14 protein-coding genes are annotated in these 15,090 nt (G+C 68.7%); 4 read left to right on the plus strand and 10 right to left on the minus strand.

Annotated features, from left to right (window positions below):
* Positions 1-98: 98 nt before the first annotated feature.
* Positions 99-740 carry a response regulator transcription factor gene (locus ACX1DX_RS00415; protein WP_182765913.1) on the plus strand — a complete coding sequence of 214 codons (642 nt, stop codon included), beginning with the start codon at positions 99-101 and terminating at the stop codon, positions 738-740.
* Here ACX1DX_RS00415 and ACX1DX_RS00420 read toward each other — a convergent pair.
* Together ACX1DX_RS00420 and ACX1DX_RS00425 are read right to left on the minus strand one after the other, a co-directional pair.
* Positions 737-2,401, minus strand: coding sequence for a phospho-sugar mutase (locus tag ACX1DX_RS00420; protein ID WP_459397277.1), 1,665 nt, complete (start codon positions 2,399-2,401; stop codon positions 737-739). The two genes, ACX1DX_RS00415 and ACX1DX_RS00420, sit on opposite strands and share 4 nt — an antisense overlap.
* A complete protein-coding gene (locus tag ACX1DX_RS00425; protein WP_245244136.1) occupies positions 2,401-3,198 on the minus strand; it encodes a purine-nucleoside phosphorylase in 798 nt (265 codons plus the stop codon). The genes ACX1DX_RS00420 and ACX1DX_RS00425 overlap by 1 nt, the downstream gene beginning before the upstream one ends.
* Before the next feature lie 58 nt (positions 3,199-3,256).
* On the opposite strand from ACX1DX_RS00425, the gene ACX1DX_RS00430 reads away from it, so the two are divergent.
* Entirely contained in the window at positions 3,257-4,660 is a 1,404-nt protein-coding gene (locus ACX1DX_RS00430) for an NAD(P)H-quinone dehydrogenase (RefSeq protein ID WP_459397278.1), read from the plus strand.
* A 49-nt stretch (positions 4,661-4,709) separates the two neighbouring features.
* Here the strand turns inward: ACX1DX_RS00430 and ACX1DX_RS00435 are convergent, their stop codons facing one another.
* From ACX1DX_RS00435 to ACX1DX_RS00470, 8 genes are all read right to left on the minus strand, one after another.
* A complete protein-coding gene (locus ACX1DX_RS00435; RefSeq protein WP_459397279.1) occupies positions 4,710-6,386 on the minus strand; it encodes an AMP-binding protein in 1,677 nt (558 codons plus the stop codon).
* 136 nt (positions 6,387-6,522) lie between these two features.
* On the minus strand, positions 6,523-7,395 hold the full coding sequence (locus tag ACX1DX_RS00440; RefSeq protein WP_459397280.1) for a hypothetical protein: 873 nt from the start codon (positions 7,393-7,395) through the stop codon (positions 6,523-6,525).
* A 120-nt stretch (positions 7,396-7,515) separates the two neighbouring features.
* Positions 7,516-9,294, minus strand: a complete 1,779-nt coding sequence (locus ACX1DX_RS00445; RefSeq protein WP_459397281.1) for an acetyl-CoA carboxylase biotin carboxylase subunit — start codon at positions 9,292-9,294, stop codon at positions 7,516-7,518.
* A 97-nt stretch (positions 9,295-9,391) separates the two neighbouring features.
* Positions 9,392-10,804, minus strand: a complete 1,413-nt coding sequence (locus ACX1DX_RS00450; RefSeq protein ID WP_220488244.1) for a mechanosensitive ion channel family protein — start codon at positions 10,802-10,804, stop codon at positions 9,392-9,394.
* A gap of 9 nt (positions 10,805-10,813) precedes the next feature.
* Positions 10,814-11,245: a YajG family lipoprotein gene (locus ACX1DX_RS00455; RefSeq protein WP_459397282.1), complete on the minus strand. Its 432-nt coding sequence runs from the start codon at positions 11,243-11,245 to the stop codon at positions 10,814-10,816.
* Between the two features lie 40 nt (positions 11,246-11,285).
* Positions 11,286-11,891 carry a Maf family protein gene (locus ACX1DX_RS00460; RefSeq protein WP_459397283.1) on the minus strand — a complete coding sequence of 202 codons (606 nt, stop codon included), beginning with the start codon at positions 11,889-11,891 and terminating at the stop codon, positions 11,286-11,288.
* Between the two features lie 4 nt (positions 11,892-11,895).
* Positions 11,896-12,105, minus strand: a complete 210-nt coding sequence (locus tag ACX1DX_RS00465) for an acyl-CoA carboxylase subunit epsilon (RefSeq protein ID WP_459397284.1) — start codon at positions 12,103-12,105, stop codon at positions 11,896-11,898.
* The gene (locus ACX1DX_RS00470; protein WP_182764494.1) at positions 12,102-13,676 is read right to left on the minus strand and encodes an acyl-CoA carboxylase subunit beta; all 1,575 of its coding nucleotides are present in this window, start codon (positions 13,674-13,676) and stop codon (positions 12,102-12,104) included. Before ACX1DX_RS00470 ends, ACX1DX_RS00465 begins: the two co-directional genes overlap by 4 nt.
* A gap of 90 nt (positions 13,677-13,766) precedes the next feature.
* On the opposite strand from ACX1DX_RS00470, the gene ACX1DX_RS00475 reads away from it, so the two are divergent.
* Together ACX1DX_RS00475 and ACX1DX_RS00480 are read left to right on the plus strand one after the other, a co-directional pair.
* The gene (locus tag ACX1DX_RS00475) at positions 13,767-14,555 is read left to right on the plus strand and encodes a biotin--[acetyl-CoA-carboxylase] ligase (RefSeq protein WP_182765905.1); all 789 of its coding nucleotides are present in this window, start codon (positions 13,767-13,769) and stop codon (positions 14,553-14,555) included.
* Between the two features lie 26 nt (positions 14,556-14,581).
* Positions 14,582-15,088, plus strand: coding sequence for a PH domain-containing protein (locus ACX1DX_RS00480; RefSeq protein ID WP_459397285.1), 507 nt, complete (start codon positions 14,582-14,584; stop codon positions 15,086-15,088).
* Positions 15,089-15,090: the final 2 nt, after the last annotated feature.

The raw sequence follows: 15,090 nt of genomic DNA on the forward strand, positions 1-15,090 counted from the left end.
CCAGGCCGGGGGCAGAGGGAGCGTGGCCCGGCAGCCGCAGGGATACGTCCCGTTCCGCGAACCCGGCCGAGTACGCGCAGAAAGGGTACGGTTCAGGGGTGAATGAAACCCCGGCGCGCATCACGGTGGCGATCGTCAACGACTACCCCGTAGTCGTGGAAGGCGTGGCGCAGTTGTTGGCGCACGACACCCGCCTCCAGCTCGTCGAGCTGGACACCATGACCCACCCGCGGCAGGCCGTCGACATCGTCCTGTTCGATGCGTTCGGCCAGTTGCATCTCGAAGACGACATCCGGCAATTGCTGGCCAACCCGAAGTACGGCCGAGTGGTCGTCTACACCTGGAACATCAGGCCGGAGCAGGTGGCGCAGGCGCTCGAGATCGGCGTCCACGGCTACGTGTCCAAGGTGGCCGACGGCAACACGTTGTGTGACGCGCTGGTGCGCGTCCACGGTGGTGAGCGGGTCATCGAGCCCAAACCGGTGCCGCACGAGATCGAATCCGGCGACTGGCCGGGCCGTCGTCACGGCCTCTCGGCGCGTGAGGCCGAGGTGATCGCCATGATCACCCAGGGCATCACCAACGATGAGATCGCCAAGGCCAGCTACCTCAGCATCAACTCCGTCAAGAGCTACATCCGCTCCGCCTACCGCAAGATGGGCGTCGAACGCCGTAGCCAGGCCGTGCTCTGGGGCGTGGAGAACGGGATGCTCCCACGCCGCCAGCGCAGGGAACTCTAGGCCTCCACGCCCAGAGCGGCCGCCATCTCGCGCCTCAGCGTGGCGAGCTTCTCAGCCGCCCGGACACGCGCGGCGGGCACGTCCTGGGACTCGTCGACGCCCAGCCGCACCTCCAGGTAGCACTTGAGCTTCGGCTCGGTGCCCGAGGGGCGGGCCACCACGTGCACGGATCCCCCCGTCAGCTCGACGGCGTCCGTGGGCGGTAGCGCCTCGGAGCCCTCCGCGAGGTCTGCCACGACGACCGGCTCACCCAGCAGAGCGGCCGGCGGGTCCGAGCGGAGCCGCGCCATGGCGTCGGCGATGAAGGACAGATCCGCCACCCGCACCGAGAGCTGCGACGTGGCCGTGAGCCCGTGCGTCCGCGAGATCTCGGCGAGCCGGTCCGCCAGCGTGCGGCCCTCGGCCTTGAGCCCGGCGACGATCCGCAGCACGGACAGGGCCGCGGTGATGCCGTCCTTGTCCGGCACCGCACGGGAATCGCAGCAGTAGCCGATGGCCTCTTCGTAGCCGAAAGCGAGGTCTGCCACCCGGCCGATCCACTTGAAGCCGGTGAGCGTCGTGACGTGCGGCCTGCCGGCGGCGCGCGCCATGCGGCCGAGCTCGGTGGAACTCACCACGGAGTTGGCGAACCGTCCGGGGACGCCGCGACGGATGGCGTCGTCACCGAGGAGCGAGCCCAGTTCGTCGCCGGTCAGCATCCGCCACTGACCGTCCACCACCGCGGCCACGGCGCAGCGGTCTGCGTCGGGGTCGTTGGCGATCACGACGTCGGCACCCTTGTCGGCCGCCAGGGCCACCGCCAGGTCGATGGCGCCCTTCTCCTCGGGATTGGGGAACGCGACGGTGGGGAAGTTCGGGTCTGGCTGCGACTGCTCGCCGACCTCGTTGGCGGCCGGGAGCCCGACCGCCTCGGCGACGGCGCGGACGGTCGCGGTGCCCACCCCGTGCATCGCGGTGTGCACCCAGACGACGTCGCGCGGGGCGTCGGCGGGGTAGAGCGTTACCGCGCGGGCGACGTAGGCCCGGCGCAGCTCAGCTGTGACTTCGGTACGCTCAGCGCCGCGGGGGAGGTCCGTCCAGTCGCGGGCGGCGACCTTGGCGATCTCGGCGGCAATCTCCGCGTCTGTGGGCGGCACGATCTGGGAACCGTCGCCCAGGTACACCTTGTAGCCGTTGTCCTGCGGCGGGTTGTGGCTGGCGGTCACCACGACGCCGGCGACGCAGCCGAAGTGCTGGATGCCGAAGGCGATCACCGGAGTGGGCGTGGGTTGCGTCACCCACAGCACCTCGAAGCCGGCGCCGGCCATGACACGGGCGGTGTCCTCGGCGAAGTCCGTCGACTTGTGGCGCGCGTCATAGCCGACGATGACCTTGCCACCGTCGTGCCCCTGGGTCTTGAGCCACGCGGCGAAGCCTGCGGCGGCCTGGGTGACGACCGAGCGGTTCATCCGGGCGGGGCCGGGGCCGAGTGCTCCGCGCAGGCCGGCGGTGCCGAACTCCAGTGGGCCCGCGAAGGCCAACTTCAGTTCCTTCTCCGCCGCTTCGCGGAACGTCGGGTCGTTGGCCTGGGCCTGGACGATGAGGTGGTCGAGCTGTTCGCGGGTCTCCGGATCCGGGTCCATGTCGCGCCAGCGGATGGCGGCGTTCAGCAGGTCCTGCATCACAGCCTCCCCACGATGGCAGCAAGCAGCGCGGCCAGCCGCGGGCCCGCGTCGCGCCCGGCCTGGAGCACCTCGGCGTGGTCGAGGTTGCTGTCGCTGAGCCCGGCGGCGGCGTTGGTGACGAGCGACAGGCCGAGGACCTCAAGGCCTGCTTCGCGGGCGGCGATGGTCTCCAGCGTGGTGGACATGCCGACGAGGTCGCCGCCCAGGATGCCGGCCATGCGGACCTCTGCGGGCGTTTCGTACTGAGGTCCGCGGAACTGGACGTACACGCCCTCGGGCAGGCCGCCGGCGGCTTCCTGGGCCTCGGCGCGCAGACGCGTGGAATAGGCCTCGGAGAGGTCCACGAAGTTGGCGCCCTCGAGGGGGGTGTCGCCAGTGAGGTTGATGTGGTCCTTGATCAGGACGACGGTGCCGGGCGCCCAGTCCGGGTTGAGGCCGCCGCAGCCGTTGGTCAACACCATGGTGGTGGCGCCCCAGGCCGCAGCGGTGCGCACGCCGTGGGCCACGGGCGCGACGCCGCGACCCTCGTAGTAGTGCGTGCGGCCGGTGAAGATCGCGGCCAGCTTGCCGCGCGCGGTGCGGACGAGGAGCAGTTTGCCGCCGTGGCCGCTGACCACGGGCTTGCTGAAGCCGGGGACGTCGCCCAGTTCGAGTTCGCCGACCGGCTCCCCGAGGGAATCTGCCCCGGAGGACCAGCCGGAACCCAGCACGAGGGCGATGTCGATCGCCTGTTCGCCCAGACGGTCACGTAGATACGTTGCGGCCTCGGCGGCCAGCTCAAATGCTTCACTCACGCCCATCAGCATAAGTGAGCCGCCTCATGCGTGGCGCGGCTATGGAAGGATGGGGGCCGTGACCAAGGTTGTGATCATCGGTGGTGGGCCCGGCGGCTATGAGGCCGCCCTCGTCGGAAATCAGCTGGGCGGTGAGGTCACCCTGATCGAACGCGACGGGCTCGGCGGAGCCGCGGTGCTGAGCGACTGCGTGCCGTCGAAGACGCTCATAGCCACGGCAGAGGTGATGGTCCGCATCAAGAACGCGAACCAACTCGGGCTGCACATCCAGGCGGAGAACGTGCGCGAAGTGGTCAAGGTGGACCTGGCCGAGGTCAACGAGCGGGTGCTGGCACTGGCCAAGGCCCAGTCCAACGACATCGCGGCCAAGCTGCGTCGTGACGGCGTGCAACTGGTGACCGGCCAGGCGCGCCTCGACGGTGCGAACCGCGTCGTCGCCACCACCGAGGCGGGCGAAGAGACCTTCGAGGCCGACATCGTGCTGGTGGCCACGGGCACCACGCCGCGTGAACTGCCCGACGCCAGGTGCGACGGCGAGCGCATCCTGAACTGGAAGCAGGTCTACAACCTCACGGACGTCCCGGAGCGGCTCATCGTCGTCGGCTCCGGTGTGACCGGCGCGGAGTTCGCCTCCGCCTACGACGGCCTGGGCTGCGAGGTCGTCCTGGTGTCGTCCCGCAAACAGGTGCTCCCCGGCGAGGACCAGGACGCCGCCGCCGTGCTGCAGCGCGCGTTCGAGCGCCGCGGCATGCAGATCCTGTCGGAGAGCCGTGCGGTCGCCGCCCGGTGGCAGGGTGACGGCGTCGTCGTGACGCTGGAGGACGGCCGCGAGGTGGAGGGTTCGCACTGCCTGCTGGCAGTGGGCGCCATCCCGAACTCCGCCGGCCTGGGTCTCGAAGAGGTGGGCGTCGAGCTGGGCAAGTGGGGACACATCCCCGTGGACCGCGTCTCGCGCACCTCGCACCGCAACATCTACGCCGCCGGCGACGTGACCGGCGTGTTCGCGCTGGCCTCGGTGGCCGCCATGCAGGGCCGCATCGCCATGTGGCACTCGCTGGGCGACGCGGTGGCGCCGCTGGACATGCGCACGGTGTCGTCGAACGTGTTCACCACCCCGGAGATCGCGACGGTGGGGGTGACCCAGAAGGCGGTCGACGCCGGTGAGGTACGCGTCGCCTCCGTGCTGCTGCCGCTGGCCCCCAACGCCCGCTCGAAGATGATGGGATTCACCGACGGGTTCGTGAAGCTGTTCTGCCTGCCCACCACCGGCATCATCATCGGTGGCGTCGTGGTCGCACCCCGGGCCTCGGAGCTGATCCACGCCGTGTCGCTGGCCGTTGCGCAGAAGATCACCGTGGACGAGTTCAGCCACGCCTTCACCGTCTACCCCTCGATGTCGGGCTCCATCGCGGAGGCTGCTCGTCGTCTGCACAACCGCGACGACCCCCTGATGACGCAGTAGCCGCTCCCGGGAGGATTCGTCGCCGCGCTCACGAGCCCCACAGGAACGGTCAGCCGCGCAGCTCGGGGAACTGCTCGTAGCGGAAGTCCTCGATGCGGACGGCGGTGTCGTGCTCGCGGGCCCGGAGTACCACCCTGCGGACCTTGCCGCTCAGGGTCTTGGGAAGCGTCGAGAACTCCACCCGCCGGATCCGCAGGTACGGCGCCAGGCGTTCCTTCGCGTGCAGCAGGATGGACAGCGCTGTCTCGCGGGACGGTTCGAACCCGGCCGCCAGCGACACGTACGCCTTCGGGACGGCGGCGCGGATGGGGTCCGGCGCGGGCACGATCGCGGCCTCGACGACGGCGGGGTGCTCGATCAGGACCGACTCCAGTTCGAACGGCGAGATCTTGTAATCCGACGCCTTGAACACGTCGTCGGTGCGCCCGACATACGTCAGGTAGCCCTCCCCGTCGACGGTCACCAGGTCGCCCGAGTGGTAGCGGCCGTCCTCCTGTGCCGTGGGCGCACCCCCGAGGTAGCCCGACATCAGGTTGTAGGGCCACGGGTCGAGCGGCAGCGTGATCTCGCCCTGGCTCGCCACCTCGCCGGTGTCCGGATCGACGATCTGGATGCCCACGCCCGGCAGGATCTTGCCCATGGCCCCAGGCTTGACCTTCTCGCCCGGCGCGTTGCCGATGGTGCAGGTCGTCTCGGTCTGACCGTAGCCGTCGCGGATCGTGAGGCCCCAGGCGCGTTCGACCGTCGAAATCACTTCGGGGTTCAGCGGTTCGCCCGCGCCGACGATGTCGCGCAGGGCCGACGGCTTCGAGCCCAGATTCGCCTGGATCATCATCCGCCACACGGTGGGCGGGGCGCAGAACGTGGTGACCTTCGCGTCCTCGAGTTCCTTCAGCATCTTCGCCGCGTCGAAGCGGCTGTAGTTGTACGAGAACACCGTCGCCTCGGCCAACCACGGCGAGAAGAAGCTCGACCAGGCGTGCTTGCCCCAGCCGGGGGAGGAGACGTTGAGGTGCACGTCGCCGGGTCGCACGCCGATGAAGTACATCGTCGACAGGTGGCCGACGGGGTAGCTCAGCTGGGTGTGGGCCACGAGCTTGGGGTCTCTCGTGGTGCCGGAGGTGAAGTAGTAGAGCACCGGGTCGTTGATGTCGGTGACCACCTGGCACGGGGCGGCGGGGGAGTCCGCGGACTCCGCCATGCTGAGCCATCGGTCGTGGGCGTGCCCCGTGGTGATGAGGGTGGCGCCGTCGATGAGGTCGAACTTGTCCTCGTCGACGGGGTTGGCGATGACGGCGCGGACGTCGGCGCGCTGGATGCGGTCCACCAGGTCGAAGTCCTGCAACGCCTGCGCGGTGGGCAGGATGATGCCGCCGATCTTCATCACGGCCAGCATGGCGTCCCACAACTCCACCTGGTTGGCGAGCATCAGCATGACGGCGTCGCCCTTGCGCACACCGGCCGCCGTCTGCAGCCAGCCGGCCAGCCGGTCCGAGCGCTCAACCAGTTCGCCGTAGGTGTAGCGCTCGTCCGCCCCGTCCTCGTCGCGGATCCAGAGCGCAAGGTCATCGCGGTCGCGCCCGATGGCGTCGAACCAGTCGATGGCCCAGTTGAAGTTGCCGGTGATGTCCGGCCACTCGAACCGGGCGCGGGCCTCGGCGCCCTGTCCCACGAGGTCGAGGAGGAGATCGCGGGCGGTGCGGATCTTGGTGGTGGCGTCGGACATGGGGCTCCTCGGGACGTTACCTACGGTTGCGTAGGTTGGTTCCGAGATTACTCCGGGCGTTGTCCCTCGACTCTGGTGACTCCGTCAGTAAAGGGCTGGCCGCACTTGTGGGACTCCCACAACTGCCGGGCCCCTGTCAGTCGTCGAGCAGACCCATCAACAGTGAGAAGCCGCCGATCATCAGGGCCCCCGTCGTGATCTGGCGGATCACGGGATCTGACCCGTAACGGCCGTAGTAGCCCTGCGCCCAGGCGGCGTGGCGCGGGTCTTCCCAGTAGGGCACCGGCATCAGCTGCGGGCCCGCGTGCACCATGCGGATGGAGGGGTCGTTGCCGGTGCGGACGCGCTGCGCGTCGGCGGCGCACGCGGGGACCTCACGCATCGCTCCGCCGGGCGGCGCCCACTGGACGTTGGCGACGGAGGTGCCGTGCGCCGGGTCGAAGAAGCAGGGCGGGCGGTGCTCCGGGACCGGCGCGCCGTTGGAGCGTGCCTTCACACAGGCGATCGCGTAGCGACCCTCGTCGAGGATCTCCGTGATGCGCTTCACGTCGGCGTTGCTGCGGGCGTGTTCGAGCTGCTGCTTGGCGCCGTCGTAGGAGTCGAGGGCCTTGCCGTAATCAGCTTGAGCGTCCGCGTCGAGGGTGCGGCCCACCACGTCGAAGTCGAGGTCTCGGAGCTGCTCACCGAACGTGGTGATGTCGGCGTTGACCGCGTCCCGCGACGCGGGGGAGAGGGGCTGGGCCGCCGAGGGGTCGTAACCCTGGCCGTAGCCCAACTGCTGCCCGAAGCCGAAGTGCTGACCGTAGCCCTGCTGCTGCCCGTAACGCGTGGGCGGCCCGTAGCCCATGGGCGGGCGGAAGAACTGTTGCGGCTGGCCCCAACCGAGCTGCGGTTGCCGGGGCTGCTGATCGAGCTGGTCGGATCCGCTGCCTCGCACCGAGCGGCCGATGCCGAGCACGATGGACACCGCCACCATGATGAACATGATCGTGAAAATGCTGCCGAACACGCGTCCTCCAGTCGTCAGTCCCTCCAGAATAGGCGCGGCCTCCAAGGAATGGAACGACGGCGGTGCCGGTGGCGGTCAACGCCACCGGCACCGGTGAGACAGCTCAGTGGGGTACCCCCGTCACTCGGGCTCGACGATCTCGCAGAGGACCTGGCCGGCCGTCACGGCCTGACCGGCCTCGACCTTCAGGTCCACCACCACGCCGTCGCGGTGGGCCTTGAGCGGCTGTTCCATCTTCATGGCCTCGATCACGGCGACGGTGTCGCCCTCGGCCACCTGCTGGCCCTCCTCGACGGCCACCTTGACGATGGTGCCCTGCATGGGCGACGTCATGGCGTTGCCGCTGGCGGCCGCGACCTTCGAGCCACCCCGGTCGCGTTTCGTGGGCTTCTTCATGGCCTTGCCGGCCGCGGGCCTGCCGCCGCCGAAGCCGCCGGGCAGCTTGACCTCGACGCGCTTGCCGTTGACCTCGACCGTGATGACCTCCGGCTCATCGTGGTCATCCTCTTCGCCGAGGAGGCCGGTGTAGGGCGGGATCTCGGTGGCGAAATCCGTCTCGATCCAACGGGTGTGCACTGTGAAGTGCCCGTCCGCCGCGGTGTAGGCGGGATCTGCCAGCACCACCTGGTGGAACGGCACGACGGTGGGCATGCCCTCGATCTGCAGTTCGGCCAGGGCGCGGCGGGAGCGGGCGATGGCCTGCTTCCGGTCCGCGCCGGTGACGATGAGCTTGGCCACGAGGGAGTCGAACGCACCCGGCACGGTCATGCCGACGTGGTACCCCTCGTCGACGCGTACGCCCGGGCCCGACGGCGCATGCCACTTCACCAGCGTGCCGGGGGCGGGCATGAAGTTGCGGCCGGCGTCTTCAGCGTTGATGCGGAACTCGATGGAGTGGCCGCGCACCTGGGGGTCGCCGTAGCCCAGTTCCTCGCCGGCGGCGATGCGGAACATCTCGCGCACCAGGTCGATGCCGGTGACCTCCTCGGAGACGGGGTGCTCCACCTGGAGGCGGGTATTGACCTCGAGGAACGAGATGGTGCCGTCGGTGCCCACGAGGAATTCGCAGGTGCCGGCGCCGACGTAACCGGCCTCCTTGAGGATGGCCTTGGAGGATTCGTAGAGCAGCGTGACCTGTTCCTCGGAGAGGAACGGTGCGGGGGCCTCCTCGACGAGCTTCTGGTGGCGGCGCTGCAGCGAGCAGTCTCGGGTGGAGACCACAACGACGTTGCCGTGGGTGTCCGCCAGGCACTGGGTCTCCACGTGCCGCGGCTTGTCGAGGTACCGCTCGACGAAGCACTCGCCGCGCCCGAAGGCGGTGACGGCTTCGCGGGTGGCGGACTCGAACAGGTCCGGGATCTCCTCGAGGGTGCGCGCCACCTTCAGGCCGCGTCCGCCGCCGCCGAAGGCCGCCTTGATGGCCACCGGGAGGCCGAACTCCTCGGCGAACGCGACCACTTCGCTTGCGTCGGCGACGGGATCCGCCGTGCCCGGAACCTGGGGAGCGCCCACCTTCTGGGCGATGTGCCGTGCCCTGACCTTGTCGCCGAGCGACTCGATGGCGGCGGGCGGGGGCCCGATCCAGATCAGGCCGGCGTCGATGACGGCCTGGGCGAACTGGGCGTTCTCGGCGAGGAAGCCGTATCCGGGGTGGATGGCGTTGGCGCCCGCGCGCTCGGCGATCCCGAGCAGCTTGGGGATGTTGAGGTAGGTGTCCGCAGGGGTCGCGCCGTTGAGGGCGTACGCCTCGTCGGCCAGCTTGACGAACAGTGATTCTGCGTCGGAATCTGCGTAGACGGCTACGGAATCGATTCCAGCATCCCGCGCGGCACGAATGACTCGTACAGCGATTTCTCCGCGGTTTGCGATCAGAACCTTTGAGACGGCGTCGTTGCCCACTTCTCCTCCTGCATTCGTTTGTGCCTCGGAGTCTAGTGGGCGGCGCTTCGCGCGGATGGAATGTCCATAACCTTGTGGATTCTGCGCGGATGTGCGATCACGAGGGGGTGTCGCGGCGCTCCGCCGTCTGCTCCCGTTCGGCCATGTCGGCGGCGCTGGGGCCCGACATCTTGCGGTCGCGTTCCTCCGCGTCGGGGGAGCCGGAGTAGAGGCGGGCCTCCGGGCTGCGCGACGACAGCGTGGTCTCCAGCGGGGACTCCTCCTTGCTCCGGACATCGGCAGGCTTGCGGCGATGCGACAGCCACGAATGGAGCCACTTCGGCAGGGCCGGGTCCTCCTCCGTGTCCTCGAGGCTGCCGGTGGCCGCCGGCATCACGCTGGTCTCTTCCAGGGCCTGCTCCGCCTCCCATTCGGTGACGACCCTGTCGACGAAGTCCTCGCGTTCCTCAACCGGCGGGGCCGTCGTCGTGTCGGGCTCGAGGCGGGTGCGGGGCAGGGCGTAGACGGCCTCGTGCTGCACCCAGGCGATGAGGTCCTCGCGCACCAGGCAGCGCAGATCCCACAGCTGGCCCGACGTCGCGGCGGAGACGACCGCGCGGATCCTGACATGGCCGCCCGTGGCGTCGGTCACCTGCATGGAGGCCGTGCGGCCGTCCCACAGTTCGCTGGAGCGCACGATGCGGGTCAGCTCCACCCGCATGGCCTCCACCGGCGCCAACCAGTCCAGGTCGAACTCGACGGTGCCGAGCAGCTTGGGCTCGCGTCGCGTCCAGTTCTCGAAGGGCTTGCTGGTGAAGTAGGTGCTGGGCACGATCCAGCGGCGGTCGTCCCACGCCCGGACGACGACGTAGGTCAGCGTGATCTCCTCGACGGAGCCCATCTGCTCGTCGAAGACCACGAGGTCGCCGACGCGCAGCGCGTCCGAGAACGCGATCTGCATGCCCGCGAAGATGTTGGCCAGCGACGACTGCGCGGCGAGGCCGGCGACGATCGACAGCACGCCCGCCGAAGCCATCAATGACGCGCCGATCGCCCGGAACTGGGGAAACGTCAGGAGCGCCCCGGCCAAGGCGCAGATCCAGATCACGGCCAGGCCCACGCGCATGACGATCTGCAACTGGGTGCGGATCCTGCGGAAGTGGGGCGTCTCCTCGGCGTCGTCCTCGCGGCTGAGGAGTGTCTCACCGATGGCCCTGATCACTCCGGTGAGCAGGAAGGCGGCGGCGAAGATCATCAGGATGAGGAACACCTGGAGGAAGATCGGCCGCCACTCGGGCGCGGCCTGCAGCACGCGCGGGCGGGTGACGAACGCCACAGCGAGCCCAGCGCCGAGCAGGATGAAGAAGATCCGTTGCGGCAGCCTCATGCGCCGGATGACGAACTTGCGGGTGCGGCGTTTGACGATGAGCCTCAGCAGGGCCGTCAGGATGAGCGACACGATGAAACCTGCGAGGAGTCCGAGCCCTGCCCAGAGCAGCACCGTCAGCAGGTCGAGCGTGTCGGGAGTCATGGTGAGAGCCTAGTCGCCGGACTCCTCCGGGGTCTCGCGATCCGTGCGCAGCGAGAGGGCGGCGAAGGAATCCGACGTGGTGAAGGCCCCCTGCCAGTGGCCGTTGGTGAAGAGCATCGACTGGTTCTTGTCCGCCGTGATCGTGAAGCCCATGCCCGCGAGGTTCTCGCGGAGGTACGCGGCGATGTCCTGCCCGGAGGGGGAGGAGAACACCGCGGTGACGTTGTTGTAGGAATCGATGCGGTCCGTGATCGACGCGTGGAGCGGGACGGAGAACATCTCCGGCGCGTTGACGTAGCCCAGCGAGCTGAGCAGGACGCCACCCTCCGGCGCGTCGCTCACTAGTGGTGACGACTCCGGGGCGGAGGGGGTGCGTTCCGGTGCGGCGGAGCATCCCACCAGGGCGAGCGCTGCCACCAGGGCGATTCCGATCCGTTGCACGGGGACGATCCTAGGCCACGCCCCACCCCTGGACCGCGTCCTAGGAACGCTGGTCCACCCACAGCGAGTGCCACGGCACGCCGGAGTCGATCACCATCTGCCGGACCAGCGGCAGCGAGATGCCGGTGACGTTGAACGGGTCGCCCTCGATGGACGTCACGAAGGCACCGCCCAGGCCGTCGATCGTGAACGCACCGGCCACCCGCTGGGGCTCTCCGGTGGCCGCGTAGGCCCGGATCTCCTCATCGGACAGGTCCGCGAAGCGCACCATGGTGGAGCCGACCCGCGTCTGCTCCGAATACCGCTCACCCTGGTGCACGACGATGTGGTGGCCGGTGTGCAACAGGCCCTCATGCCCGCGCATCCGCTGCCAGCGGGCGATGGCCGCCTCCTCGGTACCGGGCTTGCCGTGCGCCCGGCCCTCGAACTCCAGGACCGTGTCACACGCGAAGAGCACGAAGTCGCCCACGAGGTGGGGCACGACGGTGCTGCCCTTGGCCTCCGCGAGCCTTGCCGCCAGGCGGGTGGGTACCGGATCGACGATCTGACTCTCGTCGAAACCGGACACCACCACCTCGGGATCCAGGCCCGCGTTGCGCAGGACCTGCAGTCGCGCCGGCGACTTCGAAGCCAGAATCACCCGCATCTGATCACATGCGGTTGAACGTACGCCACGCCTCGCGGCCCGTGATCAACGGGCCGCGGACGGTGCGGTAGTAGGATTTCCAGCCGCCGGCCAGCGGCCGGTCGGCCGCCGAGCGCAACGTCTCACGCCGGGCGGAGGCCACGAGCACGGCGGTGACCGCGGCCATCTCATCCTCGGTGAGAGTGGCCTTGCCGAATTCGAGCGAGCCGGTCACAGCGGGATGTTCCCGTGCTTCTTCGGGGGCAGGACCTCGCGCTTCGAACGCAGCAGGCGCAGCGCCCGGATGACCTGGGCCCTGGTCTCGTGCGGGTAGATCACCTGATCGACGTAGCCGCGGTCCGCCGCGACATACGGGTTGGTCAGCTCGTCGTCGTACTCCTGGATCAGGCGCGCGCGCTCCTCCTCGGGGTTCTCCGCGTTGCTGAGTTGCTTGCGGTAGAGGACGTTGACGGCACCCTGGGCACCCATCACCGCGATCTGCGCCGTCGGCCACGCCAGGTTGATGTCGGCACCCAGGTGCTTGGAACCCATGACCACGTACGCGCCGCCGTAGGCCTTGCGGGTGATGACGGTCAGCAGCGGGACGGTGGCCTCGGCGTAGGCGTAGATGAGCTTCGCGCCGCGGCGGATGATGCCGTTGTGCTCCTGGCCGACGCCGGGGAGGAAGCCGGGCACGTCGACGAAGGTCAGCACCGGGATGTTGAACGCGTCACAGGTGCGCACGAACCGGGCGGCCTTCTCGGCGGAGTCGATGTCGAGGCAGCCGGCGAACACCGTCGGCTGGTTCGCGACGATGCCGATCGAGCGGCCCTCGATGCGGCCGAAGCCGACGATGATCGACCCCGCGAACAGCGGCATGACCTCGAGGAACTCGTCGTCGTCGAGGACGTTGCGGATCACCTCGCGCATGTCGTAGGGCTGGTTAGCGGCGTCCGGGATGAGCAGGTCGAGCTCGCGGTCGTGGTCCGTGATGGTCAGGTCGACCTCGTCGTCGTCCCAGACCGGCGGATCCTCCAGGTTGTTCTGGGGGAGGTAGCTGATGAGGTCGCGCACGTACTCGATGGCGTCGTTCTCGTCGGCGGCCAGGTAATGGGCGTTGCCCGACTTCGTGTTGTGCGTGCGTCCGCCGCCCAACTCCTCCATCGAGACGTCCTCGCCGGTGACGGTCTTGATGACCTCTGGGCCGGTGATGAACATCTGCGACGTCTGGTCCACCATCACGACGAAATCCGTCAGCGCCGGGCCGTAGACGTGGCCGCCGGCGGCGGCGCCCATGATCAGCGAGATCTGGGGGATCACCCCGGAGGCGACGGTGTTGCGCTTGAAGATCTCCCCGTAGAGCGCCAGCGAGACGACACCCTCCTGGATGCGTGCGCCACCGCCCTCGTTGATCCCGATGAGTGGCACCCCGGTCTTCATGGCGAAGTCCTGGATCTTGACAATCTTTTCGCCGTACACCTGGCCGAGCGCGCCACCGAAGATGGTGACGTCCTGGCTGAAGATGCACACCGGGCGGCCATGGATGGACCCGGTTCCGGTGATGACGCCGTCGCCGAAGGGGCGGCGGGCATCCATACCGAATGCGCTCGTACGGTGGCGAGAGAACTGGTCGAATTCCGCGAAGGAACCCTCATCGAGGAGGGCCATGACCCGTTCGCGGGCAGTCATCTTGCCCTTGGCATGCTGCTTTTCCACGGCTGCGGCGGACCCGGCGTGCACGGCTTCATCGATGCGCACTCCGAGATTGGCAATCCTACCGGCGGTGGTGTGGATGTCGATCTCCATGGCCTTCACCATAGCGGGATTGAACTTCGCTCAATTCCCTTGCTCAACTTTGGAACGGGCAGGCGCTGACACCGGCCCTACGATGAGTTGGTGACCGCCGAACTGCCTGACGCCGAATCCATCCGCAGCCTCCTCGAACCGGGTACCCCGTTCACCCGCGTCGAGGTGGTCGACAGCACCGGCTCCACGAACGCCGACCTCTCGAAGCGCGCGCACAGCGGCGAGGCTGAAGGCGCCGCGCTCATCTCCATGGAACAGAGGGCGGGGAGGGGGCGGCTCGACAGGCAGTGGGTCTCACCGCACGGCTCGTCCATCTCGCTCTCCGTGCTCCTCAAGCCCAGGCCGGAGTTCCAGCACTGGGGCTGGCTCTCGCTGCTGGCGGGCATGGCGGTGTCGTCGGCGCTGGCCGAACTCGCGCCGGACCCCTCCCGCGTCACACTCAAGTGGCCCAACGACGTGCTCATCGGGGGCCGGAAGGTCTGCGGCATCCTGTCGGAACGCGTCGAACAGCCCGACGGGGCACGCGCCGTCGTCGGCCTCGGCATCAACGTGACGCTCACCGAGGAGCAACTGCCGGTGCCCAACGCCACGTCGCTGAGCCTTGAAGGCATCCCCACAGACCAGAGCCGCGTCGTAGCGGGTGTCCTGAACCACTTCGCCCGCTACTACACCGCCTGGCAGTTGCGCGGCTCGCTGCGGGAGGAATACGAGTCGCGCTGCTCGTCCATCGGCTCGCAGTTGAAGGTAGTGGTCGACGGCCAGCGCACCGTGGAGGGGACCGGAAGGGGGGTCGACGTCTTCGGCAGGCTCCAGGTGGCCACCGCGTCGGGCCTCCAGACGTTCGCGGTGGGTGACGTCATCCACGCCCGCCTCGGATAGTCGGCGGCGCATGCCAGACTGTGGCCATGGCGATCAAGACAGACCAACTGGGCCGCGACGAGCACATCGTCGCCTCCATGCGCACGCACGGCAAAGTGCTGATCGTGCCGGCGTTGGTGCTGATCGTGATGGGCTCCCTCCTCGGCTTCGCCATCGCACTCCTCCCGCCGGACTGGGAACCCTGGGGCACCTACGCGGTGATCGCGTTGTTCCTGGTCGTCGTGGTCGGTGCGGTCGTCCTGCCGTTCCTGCGCTGGCTCACCTCCACGTACACCATCACGGACCGCCGCATCGTCACGCGGCGCGGCATCATCAACAAGACCGGACATGACCTGCCGCTACGCCGCATCAACAACGTCAACTACGAGCGCTCGCTGACAGACCGCATGCTCGGCTGCGGCACGCTCATCCTGGAGACGGCCGCCGGGCAGCCCCTGGCACTGCCTGACGTGCCGCACGTGGAGCGCGTCCACGTGACCATCAACGACCTGCTCTACGACATGCATGGGGCGCCGGACACCTCCGACGAGTAGTC

Source organism: Tessaracoccus zhenghani, assembly GCF_054552775.1.